Consider the following 15,172-nt stretch of genomic DNA (forward strand, 5'->3'; position numbering starts at 1 on the left):
AATTTCGCGTAGATATTAAAAGATAATATAATTAACTCACAACTAATACGGACACCTATGACACCAAAAAAATAGTAGCTAATCCACTTAGTAAGCCAGAAAAAAAACTACCGTAATAGCCAGTAGCAAAAATAACGCTAACCCCTGATATAACAACCGCAATTATTCCAAGCCAATAAATAATAATAATAATCTTTGGCGTTATCATTTCATCGAAATTCAATAGAGATTTAAACATGGTTACTTCTTTTTTCCTTTTGTAATTGTGATTCTTGTTTTGATTTCTTGTCTTCGCCTAATAAATGCAATTTCTAAGAAAGGCGATCAGTTACAGCTCATGCAGCAGAAAGCGGAGTGATTTATAAAGGGCTTTCAAATCCCATTTAATCACATTGATTAATCTCTCCATTTGAAACGGAAGGATTGAGGCATAGACGGGGTTGGGACAAAAGAAATAAATAAAATCAATGGGGTTACTCCATTTGTCCAGCAAGTAGGATTTACGTAATGGTTGGGCCAAAGTGACGGCCTCGGACAAATCAATAAGTTGCCGCAGGTGTCCGAAAATCTTCGTATACCCATCAACCAAAGTGAGGACTACCAAAGAATCAATGAGTTAAAAGGTGGGAATTGTCCTATTAAGATAACTTATTGACTTTGATTATCTCTATCACAGCGATAAAGACATTTAAAATCATTCCCATTTATGGTTTGCTTTACAAACTCACCATTTAAGAAAACCAAACAATGATAATGGTGGCTACTATCTTTAAATATTTTAAATTTCTCAATCAGAATATCTTTAACACGCTCCCCGCCTGCTAGATCATAAAGAGCAGAGATACTTTTGCTTCCGCATGTTGAAGTAATAATTCCGAAATAAGCTCTCACAAAAACACCGGGTAAGAGGATAGATAGTTTCGACGCAAAAGAAGTTGACCAAAGATGCTGGCGGGGGTCGTTTGTCTTTGTTCTTTCCCACTGCCTATATCCTTCAGGAGTAGGATTAGCTAACTTGCAAGAAATTAAACGAACATTGTACAAATCTGGAATACTCGTCCATTCATTAATCAGTGCGGCGAGCTGCTCCGGATTGCGGTATTGATTGTTTATACGGACAGTTCCGGGCATTTTCTTATGCCAACCATGACTAGCTATGGTTAGTCGGTTTTTCCCTTGCACTTTCCGGTGTGGCTCTTCGAATACATAAGAGTCTTGAAACACGGATATGAGTCTCATACTGCTTCCCCTACGTCCCGTAAATTATTTAAGCAACACCGAAAACCTTACTCCATCAGTCCAGCCTGATCAATATCAGTCTTAACCTCTGCCGCCTTCTGCTTCACATTCCACACTGTCGCCCCCCATGCCAATGAATCGGGTGGGGTTCCCGGAACACCCGAACCTCTAACAACACTGGTTTGTGTTATCCCGTTATAACCAGTATCTTGTGGAACAGATACCGCCTCGCCACCAAACCCAAAGCTTCCTTTTCTCAATGTATCACTCAAGCCAATATTTTTCACAAACTCAGTTTTACTGGGTATATCCGCCCCGTTCTGGGATTTATCCAACTTCCCGACAATCGCTTCATTCATCGCCTTTATCGATTGCAGTGATACCGTCTGTCCATTCGGCAGTGTCACCTCCACCGACCCGTTCTGCGTCATCCATTTATCCATATTCTGGAGAAACTGAACGATATAAGTATTGATAGCCACGATATGTCGGACACCATCAGACATGGAATCCGGTACGGTCACCTGAATCTGATAGGTGACGTTATTCAGCGTCACGTTGATGCTATGCGTAGGGTACGCGGTGAGAACGAAGTGGCAGCATGAGTTATCCGTATTCCTTTAACCACTCAGGGAATGGGTAAAGAAATATTGGGTTGAGCCTCAAGTGTTAATCAATTGTTAAGTATTATTCGCTTGTTTTTGGGCTAAGATAATTTTAAACACTGTTGTAAATATCTTGTTTTTTATTGGAGTTCGTTATGCCTAGGGCTATATCAGACTTTGAATTCTATGACAAATTAACCCAGCGTTTTAACATACTGAAGCCATACATGAGGGACATTACTTATACTCCGCCAAAGTCAGGGATACAAAAACCTATACCCGGACTGGTTATCAGATTACCTGTAGGTGACATAGAACAAATAAAAACTGAATTAGAAAAGACAGGACTAAATAAAAAAACAGGATTAATAGAGGCTATTAATTCCTTGGGTTTTAAGGCACTGCAAGGAAACCACTCCCAGCACGCCAAGGAACGAGAATACCTGCTAAATAGCAACGCAATCCCTGTATCAAAAGAGTCATATACTCTATACATACTTCCACATCTTGATAAGCTATATATAACTAGACGTAGCAAAAACCCTATCTTAGTGCTTCTAGAAAAGTCCCCTAAGATTTGTCAGGACTTGTGGGAATATCACAGAAATCATCCAACCCCACCAAATATTCCCTGCCTATCAACTAAATTCCCACTTCCTGACTCCTTTCAGGTTGCTCAATTTGCATCTGCAAGCTCTCAACCCGGCCCATCTAATTTGAGTTCACAACGCCATTCTCCTATCTTGAACACTCACTCACCAAGACAAAATCTTTACGATGAACTTAGTGAGTTTATACAATGGGGAGTCCCATATTCAGAACCATCATCACCACAAAGAAGTTTATCACCGCAGGCTGGTAACCCTATTCGTCACAACCCAGAGCAGCATCTTAGTAACCAGGCGGCTACCTCAAAATCCGGTTGGAATAATCCATTAATTGCTAGCCTTATTACCCATGCACCACCATCACAGCAATCTAATCAAACCTCATCACCTATACAGAGACGATTATCACCACAAGCAGGAGGCTCAACGAGGCACCAAAGCCAACCACAACATGATTCTGTCGCACAGTACCGTTCTTATAATTGGACTTTACCTGAAGACTGGGATCAATAATAAGAACCTGCTCAATCATCCAGTGTTTTGCGTCCACTTAGTAGGAATAAGTAACAAAATACAGACGACACAGGACAGGTGGCTTGGATACGCAGCTTGCGACGACCAGCGGCAACATCAGCCCGAAGAGTGTCAATTTCAGTCTTGGCATTGGCGAGTTCCTGAATGTGTTTGCTGTCTAGTTCATGCAGCATGTCAATGTGCGTGTTCTGATAGTTAATCCGGTCGGTCAGTTGCTGGATTTCAGTGAGCTGATCGTTATTGATACTGAGCTGTTTCTTATATCCAGAGCGATAGAGGTAAGCCGCACCGGAGGCAATAATCATCGCAATAACCACACCATAGGTAAAATTGAGCTTCATGATAAAAACATCTGGCGTTCAGATGCCCTACGCTTAGTCAGTCCGTTCATCACCTTACCCGCTGCCTTATTCCATCTCAGGAATTCATCGGCTGCACCTTGGTAATCACCCACATTGAGTTTCTTCAGTAAGGTAGAACGAGCGAAGTTACCTGCACCACAATTGAAGATGAACGAGCACAAGGCATCAAACTGACCCTGAGTCAGTGATACCTTTACGGCGGATTCAATCGTGATGTAAATAGGTTTAAGGTCATCATGCAGGAATGCTTCGGCCTGCTGTTCGGTGATAACTTGCCCCGGCTTGACGTCTTTTGTGTGACCGTAGCCAATCGTCCACGGGATACCACCTGTCGCCGGATCGGGATAGGCTTTCAGTTTCAATCCTTCATATTGTTTAATGAAGCTCAATCCGTTCTCACTGATTTTCATCAGATGTTCCCTCGCTGTTGTTCGTCTTCTGCCAGTAGCCTGATAAGCCGATAACGTTTGTAGAAATTAAGGTAATCACAAGTCAGTTTATGTTGACGCAGAACTTTCAGAAGACGCATATCAGCTCGCCACCCGTTCCGCAATTTACGCAGCGCGCACCAACGGCGAACCTGATAAAACATTACAACCAGCGGAAATATCTTCACACCGTATATTTCCTTAATCATCTGTGAGCACCTGTCAGTCGGTTCCAGAAATACGTGAGGGCGATACTGCCCATTGCCCCGCACATGCCTGCGCTGGCGAATGTCATGTATAAGCTCAGCCCTGCCTCCAAACTGATAAATCCGCCTATCAGTCCGGTAAATCCTGAAACAATGACCTGGGCAAATGCCCCAAGCCAACTCCAGCGGGCGTTGCTGGTTTTTATATCAATGATGTAGCGGACTATCCCGCCCCATGCAGAAAGCAGCAAAAGTATCAGCCACTGAGACAGCTCAAAGCTGCTTGGGTCTTTATTTGGCATACGCATATTTCCACCCCATCAGAACAATGGGCGTCCGTGGGGTGAGTCTGTAGGTCGCCCCTGTGAGTAGGTTAAAAGTAATAAGGGAATAGTTAAAGTATGTTGTTAGATCAGCCAAAGGTTAACCAATTAACAGAGGGATGGCTGATACTCAGTCATAAAAGCCAGTCAATGACTGATAAATACCATGATGATAGAGGTAAAGATTGGATTATTTTGGCTGTGAAATGGCGGTCAATTTATAACCAGTTTTGCAGAAGAATTTTCATACCGTTAAAAACAACGGGAACTATTAAGTCCCCGTTATCTATTTTAATCAGTGATTATTACATATGAGAAATAATAGCATCACCAAATTCGCTACATTTCAGCAGCTTAGCATCTTCCATCAGACGCTCAAAATCGTATGTGACAGTCTTAGCAGCAATCGAACCTTCCATACCTTTAACGATTAGATCAGCAGCTTCGAACCATCCCATGTGGCGTAACATCATTTCAGCGGAGAGAATGACTGAACCTGGGTTTACTTTATCCTGACCGGCGTATTTAGGTGCGGTACCGTGTGTTGCTTCAAACAGAGCACATTCATCACCAATATTTGCACCCGGAGCAATACCAATACCCCCCACTTGTGCTGCCAGCGCATCAGAAATGTAATCACCATTCAGGTTCATACAAGCAATAACATCATATTCAGCCGGACGCAGCAGAATTTGTTGCAAGAACGCATCTGCAATTACATCTTTGATAATGATATCTTTGCCCGTTTTAGGGTTCTTTATTTTCACCCATGGGCCGCCATCCAGTAGTTCACCACCAAATTCTGTACGCGCTAACTCATAACCCCAGTCTTTAAAGGCACCTTCAGTAAACTTCATGATGTTGCCTTTATGAACCAGAGTCACTGATTCACGATCGTTATCAATTGCATATTCAATCGCAGAACGTACCAGACGTTTAGTTCCTTCTTCCGAGCATGGTTTCACACCGATACCACACTGTTGAGGGAAACGGATTTTAGAAACACCCATTTCATCCTGCAGGAATTTAATCACTTTATCCGCTTCCACAGACCCGGCTTTCCACTCAATTCCCGCATAAATATCTTCCGCGTTTTCACGGAAAATCACCATATCAGTTAATTCTGGGTGTTTTACTGGGCTTGGAGTCCCTTGATAATAGCGAACCGGACGCAGGCAGACATATAAATCCAGCTGTTGGCGCAGTGCCACATTCAGAGAACGGATGCCACCGCCAACAGGCGTTGTCAGAGGGCCTTTAATAGCGACCCGATATTCACGGATCAAATCAAGTGTTTCTTCCGGCAGCCAGACATCTTTACCGTAAACCTGTGTAGATTTTTCACCCGTATAAATCTCCATCCAGGAAATTTTGCGCTCACCGCTATATGCTTTCTGAACCGCAGCATCAACAACTTTCAGCATGACCGGCGTTACATCAACACCAATGCCATCCCCTTCGATATAAGGGATTACCGGGTTATTCGGAACATTTAATTTACCTTTGGTATCAATAGTAATTTTTTTACCTTCCGCCGGAACAACTACTTTGCTTTCCATTAACCTCTCCTTTCAAGTAAGCGCAATGCCTTGTTAATTTTTTGTAAGGGACGTGTCAATATTACTTGAATATTCTGCAAACGCCAATGCTGTAGATTTCAGGTATAATATTGCCCTTCACTTTGTGCAATAACTTATCATGACAAATTTCTCTTTTAAAAAACGTAAACTTAATCGATTCAGTCAAAGAAAAAATAACAACACCACAAAAAGAGTAGCAGGCCCGCGTCGGGTGTTAATATTTAATAAGCCTTACGATGTTCTGCCTCAGTTCACTGACGAAATGGGAAGAACAACTTTAAAGAATTTTATTCCTTTCAGTGATGTTTATGCCGCAGGACGACTGGATAGGGATAGCGAAGGATTACTGGTTCTGACTAATGATGGAAAGTTGCAAGCCAAACTAACGCAACCCAATAAGAAAACGGCCAAAATTTATTATGTTCAGGTAGAAGGAATACCGGATGAAGTTGCACTAAGCAAGCTCCGCAACGGTATTACCCTGAAAGACGGCCCAACACTTCCTGCCGGAGCAGAATTGGTCGAGGAACCTGTATGGCTTTGGGAGCGAACGCCACCGATCAGGGAACGGAAAAATATTCCGGTCAGTTGGCTTAAAATCACACTATTTGAAGGCCGTAATCGTCAGGTACGCAGAATGACAGCTCATGTTGGTTTTCCAACATTACGTCTTATCCGGTTTAGTATGGGAGCATTACAGCTAGGGGATTTGTCCCCAGGAGAATGGAGAGAGATCGATTTTGTTTAGTCCACATATCACCGTTGCTTGCATAGTACATGCCAAAAATCAATTTTTGATTGTTGAAGAATTTATTGATGGTAAACCTCGCTGGAACCAACCTGCGGGTCACCTTGAAGCCGATGAAACATTGCTGCAAGCGGCTGAGCGCGAATTATGGGAAGAAACAGGAATTCGCGCTACACCACAAGCCTTACTAAAATTACACCAGTGGGTTGCGCCGGATGGAACCCCCTTCATCCGTTTTCTGTTTCTGGTTGAACTAGAGAAAATGGTGGATACCAACCCTCAGGATAGTGATATCCACTGTTGTCATTGGCTGAGCGCTGAAGAAATTATCAACAGCCCACAACTGCGTTCCCCATTAGTTGCTGAAAGTATCCGTAATTATTTGGAAAATCAGGCTCACCCCTTATCAATACTGGATAGCTATGGCTTGCCTTTCACAAAATAATTTCTCATTAAATGAAACACAAATCACAACAGCGCGAAGACGTTTGGTGCACCTTGCCTGTCAACATGCTAAAGTACTGCGTTTATTTTTTTCCGCAGTGAGATATGCCCATGTCAAATAACAGCCAGAAAAAAGTCATCGTCGGAATGTCCGGTGGTGTTGATTCATCCGTCTCCGCTTACCTGCTACAACAACAAGGTTATCAGGTAGCTGGTCTGTTTATGAAAAACTGGGAAGAAGATGACGATGAGGAATACTGCTCTGCCGCCGATGATCTTAAGGATGCGCAGGCGGTGTGTGACAAGCTGGGTATTGAACTGTATACCATCAATTTCGCAGCTGAGTATTGGGATAACGTATTTGAACTCTTCCTTGCTGAATATAAAGCAGGCCGTACACCGAATCCGGATATTCTCTGTAACAAAGAAATTAAATTCAAAGCATTTTTAGAATTTGCTGCCGAAGACTTAGGTGCTGATTACATTGCAACCGGCCATTATGTCCGCCGTCGGGATGTTGATGGCATCAGTCAGTTACTTCGGGGCCTTGATGGCAATAAAGATCAAAGCTACTTCTTATATACCCTGAGTCATGAGCAGGTTGCAAAAAGTTTATTCCCGGTCGGAGAGCTTGAAAAACCTGAAGTTCGCCGCATTGCCGAAGAGATCGGGCTGGTGACGGCGAAGAAAAAAGATTCCACGGGGATCTGCTTTATTGGTGAACGTAAGTTCCGCGATTTTCTGGGTCGCTATCTGCCAGCTCAGCCCGGCCCAATTGTTACCGTTGACGGGCAGACTATCGGACAACATACCGGCCTGATGTACCACACACTGGGTCAGCGAAAAGGGTTGGGTATCGGAGGAACTAAATCCGGTAATGAAGATCCCTGGTATGTTGTTGATAAAGATGTTGCAAATAACATACTGGTTGTTGCACAGGGCCATGAACATCCCCGCCTGATGTCTGTCGGCTTAATTGCCCAGCAACTGCATTGGGTTGATCGCCAGTCACTGGAAACAGAAATCCGTTGCGTGGTAAAAACGCGCTACCGTCAGCAGGATATTCCCTGCACAGTTATTCCTTTGAGTGAAGATAAAATTGAGGTTCGTTTTGACAGCCCCGTTGCCGCAGTCACTCCCGGTCAATCAGCTGTATTTTATCAGGGCGAAGTTTGTCTCGGCGGTGGTGTGATCGAACAACGTATACAGGAGTAATCGTGGCTAAAAATTATTACGACATTACATTGGCGCTGGCAGGCATCTGCCAGTCAGCCCGTCTGGTACAACAACTAGCCCATGAGGGGCAATGTGATGCCGGTGCTTTTGAAGTAACTCTCAATAGTGTTCTGAATATGAATCCGACATCTACTCTGGATGTCTTTGGTAATGAAGCGGTTAATCTGCGTACCGGCCTTGATGCTGTTATGGGGATGCTTAATGGTACAAATAGTGGCCTCTCAGCAGAACTAACCCGCTATACTTTTAGTCTAATGGCACTGGAACGACGTCTCAGTAAAAACCCATCAGCAGCCGATGAATTAGCGAAACGCATAAGCCAGCTGGAACGCCAGCAGGCGTATTTTGAACCTATGTCCGAGGGAATGCTCAATTCTCTTGCCGGTATTTATGTCGATGTGATTAGCCCGTTAGGGCCTCGTATTCAAGTAACAGGTTCGCCGGATATTCTGCGCAATACTTTGGTGCAGGCAAAAGTCCGGGCGGCATTACTCGCGGGTATTCGCAGTACCGTATTATGGCAGCAGGTTGGCGGTAGCCGTCTGCAATTTATGTTTTCCAGACAACGTCTCGTCCGACAGGCAAAAGATATTCTTGCGCGTTGTTAATTGAATTAATTGTTAAATAAATCGTTAAATAAAATCCGGGAGTTTCTACCAATGGAATTATCCTCACTGACCGCTGTTTCTCCGATTGATGGCCGTTACGGCGATAAAGTTAGCGCACTGCGCGCTATTTTTAGTGAGTTCGGCTTACTGAAATTCCGCGTGCAGGTTGAAGTACGTTGGCTGCAAAAACTGGCTACTACAGCAGAAATCACAGAAGTTCCTGCTTTTGATGAAAAGGCAAACGCTTACCTGAATGAAATTATTACAAATTTCAATGAACAGGATGCATTACGCATTAAAGAAATTGAGCGTACAACTAACCATGACGTTAAAGCCGTTGAGTATTTTCTGAAAGAAAAAGTTGCTCATATTCCTGCTTTACATCAGGTTGCTGAGTTTATACATTTTGCCTGCACCTCCGAAGACATCAATAACCTGTCACATGCATTGATGCTTAAAACTGCCCGTGAGGAAGTGCTACAGCCGCAATGGCGTCAGTTAATCGATACCATTAAGCGTATGGCTCATGAATATCGTGATCTGCCTTTGTTATCACGTACCCACGGACAGCCAGCAACACCTTCGACTGTAGGTAAAGAGTTTGCAAATGTTGCCTACCGCATGGAGCGCCAGTTCCGCCAACTTGGTCAAATTGAAGTTTTAGGTAAGATCAATGGTGCCGTTGGTAACTATAACGCCCATTTGTCAGCCTACCCTCATATTAACTGGCATCAATTCAGCGAATCATTTGTGACTTCTCTGGGTGTTCAGTGGAACCCATATACCACCCAAATTGAACCACATGATTACATTGCCGAACTGTTTGATTGTATTGCGCGTTTCAATACTATCCTGATTGATTTTGACCGTGATATCTGGGGTTATATCGCCCTTAATCATTTCAAACAAAAGACAGTTGCCGGTGAGATTGGCTCATCAACCATGCCACATAAAGTTAACCCGATTGATTTTGAAAATTCAGAAGGTAATTTAGGTCTGGCAAATGCAGTATTTGGCCATCTTGCCAGTAAACTGCCTGTTTCCCGCTGGCAACGTGACCTGACTGATTCAACAGTATTACGTAATCTGGGTGTTGGTCTGGGATATGCGTTAATTGCCTATCAATCCACAATGAAGGGCCTGAATAAACTGGAAGTCAACGAGAAACATTTATTAGGCGAACTGGATCAGAACTGGGAAGTATTGGCGGAGCCAATTCAGACGGTTATGCGCCGTTATGGTATTGAGAAGCCCTATGAAAAATTAAAAGAGCTGACACGTGGTAAACGTGTTGATGCAGAAGGAATGAAAAACTTCATTGATAGTCTCGAACTTCCGGAAGAAGAAAAAAATCGCCTTAAGTTGATGACCCCTGCAAATTATATTGGCTATGCTGAATTACTGGTTGATGAATTAAAATAAAACGATTTTATTTATAATAATGTGAACAGGAATTCCTGTTCACATTTTGAAAAACAACGTAACCTTATATGAAGTATAAATAAGTCGCAAAGTTATATACTATTTTCTGTTTACCTTATTGTTTTTAACAATTCATTCATTAACATACCAATAATAGACTAAATAGTTACTATACTTGGTTTAATCATAACAACATATCTATAATTTATTTAAATCCATCCATAAAGTTGACTATCTAGCTATTTAAGATTTATTTGATAAATTTTACTGGTTAGCATAAGGAACCATTATGCGAATATTAATAGTTGAAGATAATGCGTTGCTTCGTCATCATTTAAAAGTACAGCTTCGGGATATTGGTCATCAGGTTGATGCTGCTGAAGACTCAAAAGAGGCTGATTATTATCTGAAAGAAAACCACCCTGATGTTGCCATCATTGATTTGGGATTACCGGGGGAGGATGGTTTAAGCTTAATTAAACGCTGGCGCAGCGATCATATTAATATCCCCATTCTCATTCTTACTGCCCGTGAAAGCTGGCAGGAAAAAGTTACCGTATTAAATGCTGGTGCAGATGACTACGTGACTAAACCTTTCCAATTGGAGGAAATTAATGCACGTATACAAGCATTAATGCGTCGTAATAGTGGGCTGGCATCGCAAGTTGCGGAATTACCACCTTTTCTGATTGATCTTTCACGTAAGGAGTTTTCTGTTAATGGTAAAAAAATAAAATTAACTGCTTTCGAATATACGATCATTGAAACTTTGATGCGTAATAATGGCAAAGTTGTCAGTAAGGAATTATTGATGAGGCAGTTATACCCTGACGCTGAATTACGTGAAAGTCATACAATTGATGTATTAATGGGACGTTTGAGAAAAAAAATATTGAACGAATGGACTGACGAGGTGATTGTTACAGTCCGTGGTCAAGGTTACCGCTTTGATGTGAAATAGCACCATGTTTAACTTCCTGAGAACTCATCTCTTCTCCCTGAGAGCAAGGTTTCTCATGGCGGCAACTGTCATTATTCTTGCTTTGACTCTGCCTTATGGGGTAGTTGCAATTTTTGGCTATTTAATGCGTCTTGATAATGACACTTATGCCATACTCAGCAATCAGAGTAATTTATTTTATTCACTGGCCAGTTGGAAAGAAAATAAGTTATCGGTTCATCTTCCCGATAATTTTCACATGGGAAATCGCTCATTAACTCTGATTTATAACAATAAAAGTGATATCATCTGGCGTCAGAATCATGTACCCGAACTCGAAGAAAAAATTCATCCTAATTGGCTGAAAAAAAACGGCTTATATGAATTAGAAACTTATTATCACGATATACATCCTCAGCTATATTCTGAATCACAGAATCAGTCTCCGACCAATAATAAAACTGACACTGGTTCTACTGCTGATAAGATACTGCTGATTTATTCTGTAGCCGTCAATATTTATCCGGCAACGGATAAACTTCCGGCATTAACCATTGTAGTTATCAATACCATACCCCAAAATATTCAACCGTCAGAAAAAATTTGGGAATGGTTCGGGTATGTATTGATTGCCAATCTGATTTTAATTATTCCATTAATCTGGCTTGCTGCGGACTGGAGTTTGCGCCCGATTAAATCACTCATCACCCAGATACGCTCTCTGGAAAAAGGTGAACGGCAAGAGTTAGATGAAAACCCACCAGCTGAATTAAAAGGCCTGATTAAGAACCTGAATGCCTTATTGGATAATGAGCGCCAACGCTATAAAAAATATCGAACAACATTATCAGACCTGACGCATAGCCTGAAAACCCCTCTGGCCGTGCTTCAATCTACACTACGCTCTCTACGCTCAAATAAACAAATGACCATTAAGCAGGCTGAACCCGTCATGCTTGAACAAATTGACAGGATTTCTCAACAAATCGGTTATTATTTACATCGGGCTAATATATACAACGATCATAACTTCATTCTGAAAAAAATTTTTTCCGTCCCAACCCTGCTCGATAGCCTTATTAATGCACTGACAAAAGTTTATCAACACAAAGGTGTCAATGTTACTTTAGATATTTCGCCTGAATTAACCTGGCTGGGTGAAAAGAATGATTTTCTGGAAGTCATGGGGAATATTCTGGAGAATGCCTGTAAATACTGTCTGGAATTTGTTCAGGTTACTGCCATGATAGGCGAGAATTTCCTCACCATCATTGTTGATGATGACGGCCCCGGTGTTCCCCCTAATAAACGTCATATCGTTTTCGAACGCGGTTTGAGAGCCGATACGCTGCGTCCGGGACAAGGGCTGGGGTTGTCGATCGCCGCCGAAATTGTGGAACAATATGACGGCAATATCAGCATCGACAAGAGCCATCTGGGAGGCGCAAAAGTCAGTGTGACTTTCCGCAACCAGCAAATCACCTAAAATCTGTCTCAACCACACTTATCCCCCCTTCTCGTTATACACAATGGATTTCAAGATTCATCACGGCGGCAAGGGAGTTCATCCCCGGGAGCATAGGTAACTATGTGACCGGAGTGACCGAGCGCAGCCAACAAAAAGGCAACTTGAAAGACGAAATGTATATCAAAATGACTATAACTTAACCGGCAACAGGGGTACTCACAATGAATACAGAATGCGAGCAGCCTCGAAATATTTCATCCGAATCTGATAACTCTATTGACTATCCGTTATAATAGCCTGAAATTCTCTTGTCACTCAGGATATCACCATGAATTATCAGCTGAATCTGGATTGGCAGGCGTTCTTGCTGAATCACTGGCAAAAACGTCCATTGCTAATCAAGCAGGGTTTCCAGCAATTTATCGACCCACTTTCTCCCGATGAGCTGGCGGGACTGGCGATGGAAAATGAAATTGACAGCCGTTTAGTCAGCCATAAAAAAGATCGCTGGGAAGTTTCTCATGGGCCATTTGAAAGTTACGATCATTTAGGCGACCAAAACTGGTCATTACTCGTGCAAGCCGTCAACCACTGGCATCATCCCTCTTCTGCCCTTATGAAACCATTCCGTGTGCTTTCAGACTGGAGAATGGATGATTTGATGGTTTCTTTCTCTGTTCCGGGTGGTGGTGTCGGTCCACATCTTGATCAATATGATGTATTTATCATTCAAGGAGAAGGACGCAGACGCTGGCGTGTCGGGGAAAAGATCCCAATGAAACAGCATTGCCCTCATCCTGACTTGTTACAGGTTGAGCCTTTCGAAGCCATTATCGATGAAGAGATGCTCCCCGGAGATATTCTCTATATTCCGCCCGGTTTTCCACATGAAGGGTATGCCATTGAACAATCACTGAATTATTCAGTCGGTTTCCGTGCTCCGAATGCCCGTGAACTGTTCAGTGGTTTTGCCGATTATGTTCTGGCAAATGAATTGGGTAGCCATCGTTACAGTGACCCTGATTTGGCATTCCGTGATAATCCTGCACTGATTCAGGCAAACGAACTGGCGACTCTGCGTACCATGATGCAGGATTTACTGGAACAACCGGAAACGTTCCAAAGCTGGTTTGGGGAGTTTATCTCTCAGTCACGCCATGAGCTGGATGTCGCACCCCCAGAACCGCCTTATGAGAGTGATGAGATTTATGATCTGCTCAAACAGGGTGAAAGCCTGAATCGTTTGAATGGACTACGTGTGTTACGTGTAGGTGATAAGTGCTTCGTTAATGGCGAATTAATGGATACATCTCATTTGCAGGCAGCGGATGCACTTTGTCAGTATGATACGGTCAATGCTGATATTTTGGGTGATGCTATTGATGATGTCCGGTTTATCAGCCTGCTTACTGCTCTGGTGAACAGTGGTTATTGGTATTTTAATGATTAACCACCGCGTAGCTAAATGCGGCAGGTTTTAAACCCTATTCCGGATAACCTGAATGTTTGCCCCAGTCACATAACTGACTAAAGTCGCTGGGGCAAATTTCTCATTCAGACATCTGATGAAGTAATGACTGAATATATTGAGTCACTATTTGGCTAGCGTTGCCATAATGTTTTTCATCAAACATGCTTTCAACCTGACTGGGTTCCAGATTAAGCTCAACAGTATGGGCACCTGATAATTTCGCTTCATGTACAAACCCCGCAGCAGGATACACATGGCCGGAAGTGCCAATGGCAATAAAAATATCCGCCTCAGACAAAGCAGAATAAATTTGTTCCATCCCCAAGGGCATTTCGCCAAACCATACAACGTGAGGACGCAGTAATGAAGGAAACTGACAACAGTGACAACGATCATCCACCGTCAGGTGAGATGTCCATTCAATAACCTGCCCGGATTGACAGCAGCGCACCTTCAGTAGCTCGCCGTGCATATGGAGAACACGCTGGCTTCCCGCACGCTCATGCAGATTATCAATATTCTGTGTGACCAGCAGAAAATTATCGCCAATTTGTTGTTCAAGTTCTGCTAAAGCATAATGTGCGGCGTTAGGCTTAATCTCCGCCTGCTGTAGATGCTCTCTTCGCGCATTATAGAAGGCCTGAACTAATTCAGGGTCACGTTTGAATCCTTCCGGTGTCGCAATATCTTCAACACGATGTTCTTCCCATAGCCCATCAGAAGAACGAAACGTTCTAATGCCTGATTCAGCGGAAATACCCGCTCCGGTCAGTACTACCACATGGGGTTTCTTTATTTTATTTGCCACACGGATATCCTGTAAAAAATTTGCCGATGAAACCTCTGATTCCGTAGTCACCTACTCTTACAGAATTTACTGAGCCGATGAATAACACGCATAAACGTCTCCGCAGAATAATCCTTTTATACACTTCGTCTTTCAAGTCGCC

Annotated in this window: 17 protein-coding genes and 1 pseudogene; 9 read left to right on the forward strand and 9 right to left on the reverse strand. The window is 42.9% G+C overall.

Annotation, left to right across the window (positions count from 1 at the left end):
• Positions 1–55: 55 nt before the first annotated feature.
• The 3 genes from AAC855_RS05845 to AAC855_RS05855 all read right to left on the reverse strand — a co-directional run bounded on the left by AAC855_RS05845 (position 56) and on the right by AAC855_RS05855 (position 1,796).
• Positions 56–238, reverse strand: a complete 183-nt coding sequence (locus tag AAC855_RS05845; protein ID WP_340608682.1) for a DUF4282 domain-containing protein — start codon at positions 236–238, stop codon at positions 56–58.
• Positions 239–648: 410 nt separating this feature from the next.
• Entirely contained in the window at positions 649–1,239 is a 591-nt protein-coding gene (locus tag AAC855_RS05850) for a hypothetical protein (protein WP_340608683.1), read from the reverse strand.
• Between the two features lie 47 nt (positions 1,240–1,286).
• On the reverse strand, positions 1,287–1,796 hold the full coding sequence (locus AAC855_RS05855) for a hypothetical protein (protein WP_340608684.1): 510 nt from the start codon (positions 1,794–1,796) through the stop codon (positions 1,287–1,289).
• Positions 1,797–1,999: 203 nt separating this feature from the next.
• Here AAC855_RS05855 and AAC855_RS05860 point away from each other — a divergent pair, with 203 nt between their 5' ends.
• Complete coding sequence (locus AAC855_RS05860) at positions 2,000–2,965, forward strand: hypothetical protein (RefSeq protein ID WP_340608685.1); 966 nt, start codon at positions 2,000–2,002, stop codon at positions 2,963–2,965.
• Positions 2,966–2,976: 11 nt separating this feature from the next.
• Here AAC855_RS05860 and AAC855_RS05865 read toward each other — a convergent pair whose 3' ends face one another.
• From AAC855_RS05865 to icd, 5 genes are all read right to left on the reverse strand, one after another.
• On the reverse strand, positions 2,977–3,327 hold the full coding sequence (locus AAC855_RS05865) for a lysis protein (RefSeq protein WP_340608686.1): 351 nt from the start codon (positions 3,325–3,327) through the stop codon (positions 2,977–2,979).
• On the reverse strand, positions 3,324–3,758 hold the full coding sequence (locus tag AAC855_RS05870) for a lysozyme (RefSeq protein WP_340608687.1): 435 nt from the start codon (positions 3,756–3,758) through the stop codon (positions 3,324–3,326). The genes AAC855_RS05865 and AAC855_RS05870 overlap by 4 nt, the downstream gene beginning before the upstream one ends.
• Positions 3,758–3,985 (reverse strand): hypothetical protein, encoded by a 228-nt coding sequence (locus AAC855_RS05875; protein WP_340608688.1) that lies wholly within the window; start codon positions 3,983–3,985, stop codon positions 3,758–3,760. Before AAC855_RS05875 ends, AAC855_RS05870 begins: the two co-directional genes overlap by 1 nt.
• Positions 3,982–4,290: a phage holin family protein gene (locus tag AAC855_RS05880; protein ID WP_099111981.1), complete on the reverse strand. Its 309-nt coding sequence runs from the start codon at positions 4,288–4,290 to the stop codon at positions 3,982–3,984. The genes AAC855_RS05875 and AAC855_RS05880 overlap by 4 nt, the downstream gene beginning before the upstream one ends.
• A gap of 320 nt (positions 4,291–4,610) precedes the next feature.
• The gene (gene icd / locus AAC855_RS05885) at positions 4,611–5,864 is read right to left on the reverse strand and encodes an NADP-dependent isocitrate dehydrogenase (RefSeq protein WP_340608689.1); all 1,254 of its coding nucleotides are present in this window, start codon (positions 5,862–5,864) and stop codon (positions 4,611–4,613) included.
• Between the two features lie 139 nt (positions 5,865–6,003).
• Between icd and rluE the strand changes: the two genes are divergently transcribed.
• The 8 genes from rluE (at position 6,004) to AAC855_RS05925 (ending at position 14,201) form a co-directional block, all read left to right on the forward strand.
• Positions 6,004–6,633 (forward strand): 23S rRNA pseudouridine(2457) synthase RluE, encoded by a 630-nt coding sequence (rluE, locus tag AAC855_RS05890; protein WP_340608690.1) that lies wholly within the window; start codon positions 6,004–6,006, stop codon positions 6,631–6,633.
• Positions 6,626–7,078 (forward strand): NUDIX hydrolase, encoded by a 453-nt coding sequence (locus AAC855_RS05895; RefSeq protein WP_340608691.1) that lies wholly within the window; start codon positions 6,626–6,628, stop codon positions 7,076–7,078. Before rluE ends, AAC855_RS05895 begins: the two co-directional genes overlap by 8 nt.
• 110 nt (positions 7,079–7,188) lie before the next feature.
• Positions 7,189–8,292 (forward strand): tRNA 2-thiouridine(34) synthase MnmA, encoded by a 1,104-nt coding sequence (gene mnmA, locus AAC855_RS05900; RefSeq protein WP_340608692.1) that lies wholly within the window; start codon positions 7,189–7,191, stop codon positions 8,290–8,292.
• Between the two features lie 2 nt (positions 8,293–8,294).
• A complete protein-coding gene (hflD, locus tag AAC855_RS05905; protein ID WP_340608693.1) occupies positions 8,295–8,921 on the forward strand; it encodes a high frequency lysogenization protein HflD in 627 nt (208 codons plus the stop codon).
• A 51-nt stretch (positions 8,922–8,972) separates the two neighbouring features.
• Positions 8,973–10,343 carry an adenylosuccinate lyase gene (gene purB, locus AAC855_RS05910; protein WP_340608694.1) on the forward strand — a complete coding sequence of 457 codons (1,371 nt, stop codon included), beginning with the start codon at positions 8,973–8,975 and terminating at the stop codon, positions 10,341–10,343.
• 289 nt (positions 10,344–10,632) lie between these two features.
• Positions 10,633–11,304 carry a two-component system response regulator PhoP gene (gene phoP / locus AAC855_RS05915; RefSeq protein WP_340608695.1) on the forward strand — a complete coding sequence of 224 codons (672 nt, stop codon included), beginning with the start codon at positions 10,633–10,635 and terminating at the stop codon, positions 11,302–11,304.
• A 4-nt stretch (positions 11,305–11,308) separates the two neighbouring features.
• The gene (phoQ, locus tag AAC855_RS05920) at positions 11,309–12,769 is read left to right on the forward strand and encodes a two-component system sensor histidine kinase PhoQ (protein ID WP_340608696.1); all 1,461 of its coding nucleotides are present in this window, start codon (positions 11,309–11,311) and stop codon (positions 12,767–12,769) included.
• 310 nt (positions 12,770–13,079) lie between these two features.
• Positions 13,080–14,201, forward strand: a complete 1,122-nt coding sequence (locus tag AAC855_RS05925; protein WP_340608697.1) for a ribosomal protein uL16 3-hydroxylase — start codon at positions 13,080–13,082, stop codon at positions 14,199–14,201.
• Between the two features lie 100 nt (positions 14,202–14,301).
• On the opposite strand, the pseudogene cobB reads toward AAC855_RS05925, so the two are convergent.
• A pseudogene (gene cobB, locus AAC855_RS05930) lies at positions 14,302–15,122 on the reverse strand (Sir2 family NAD+-dependent deacetylase).
• Positions 15,123–15,172 lie beyond the last annotated feature (50 nt).

Source organism: Xenorhabdus bharatensis (genome assembly GCF_037996705.1).
Lineage (GTDB): Bacteria > Pseudomonadota > Gammaproteobacteria > Enterobacterales > Enterobacteriaceae > Xenorhabdus > Xenorhabdus bharatensis.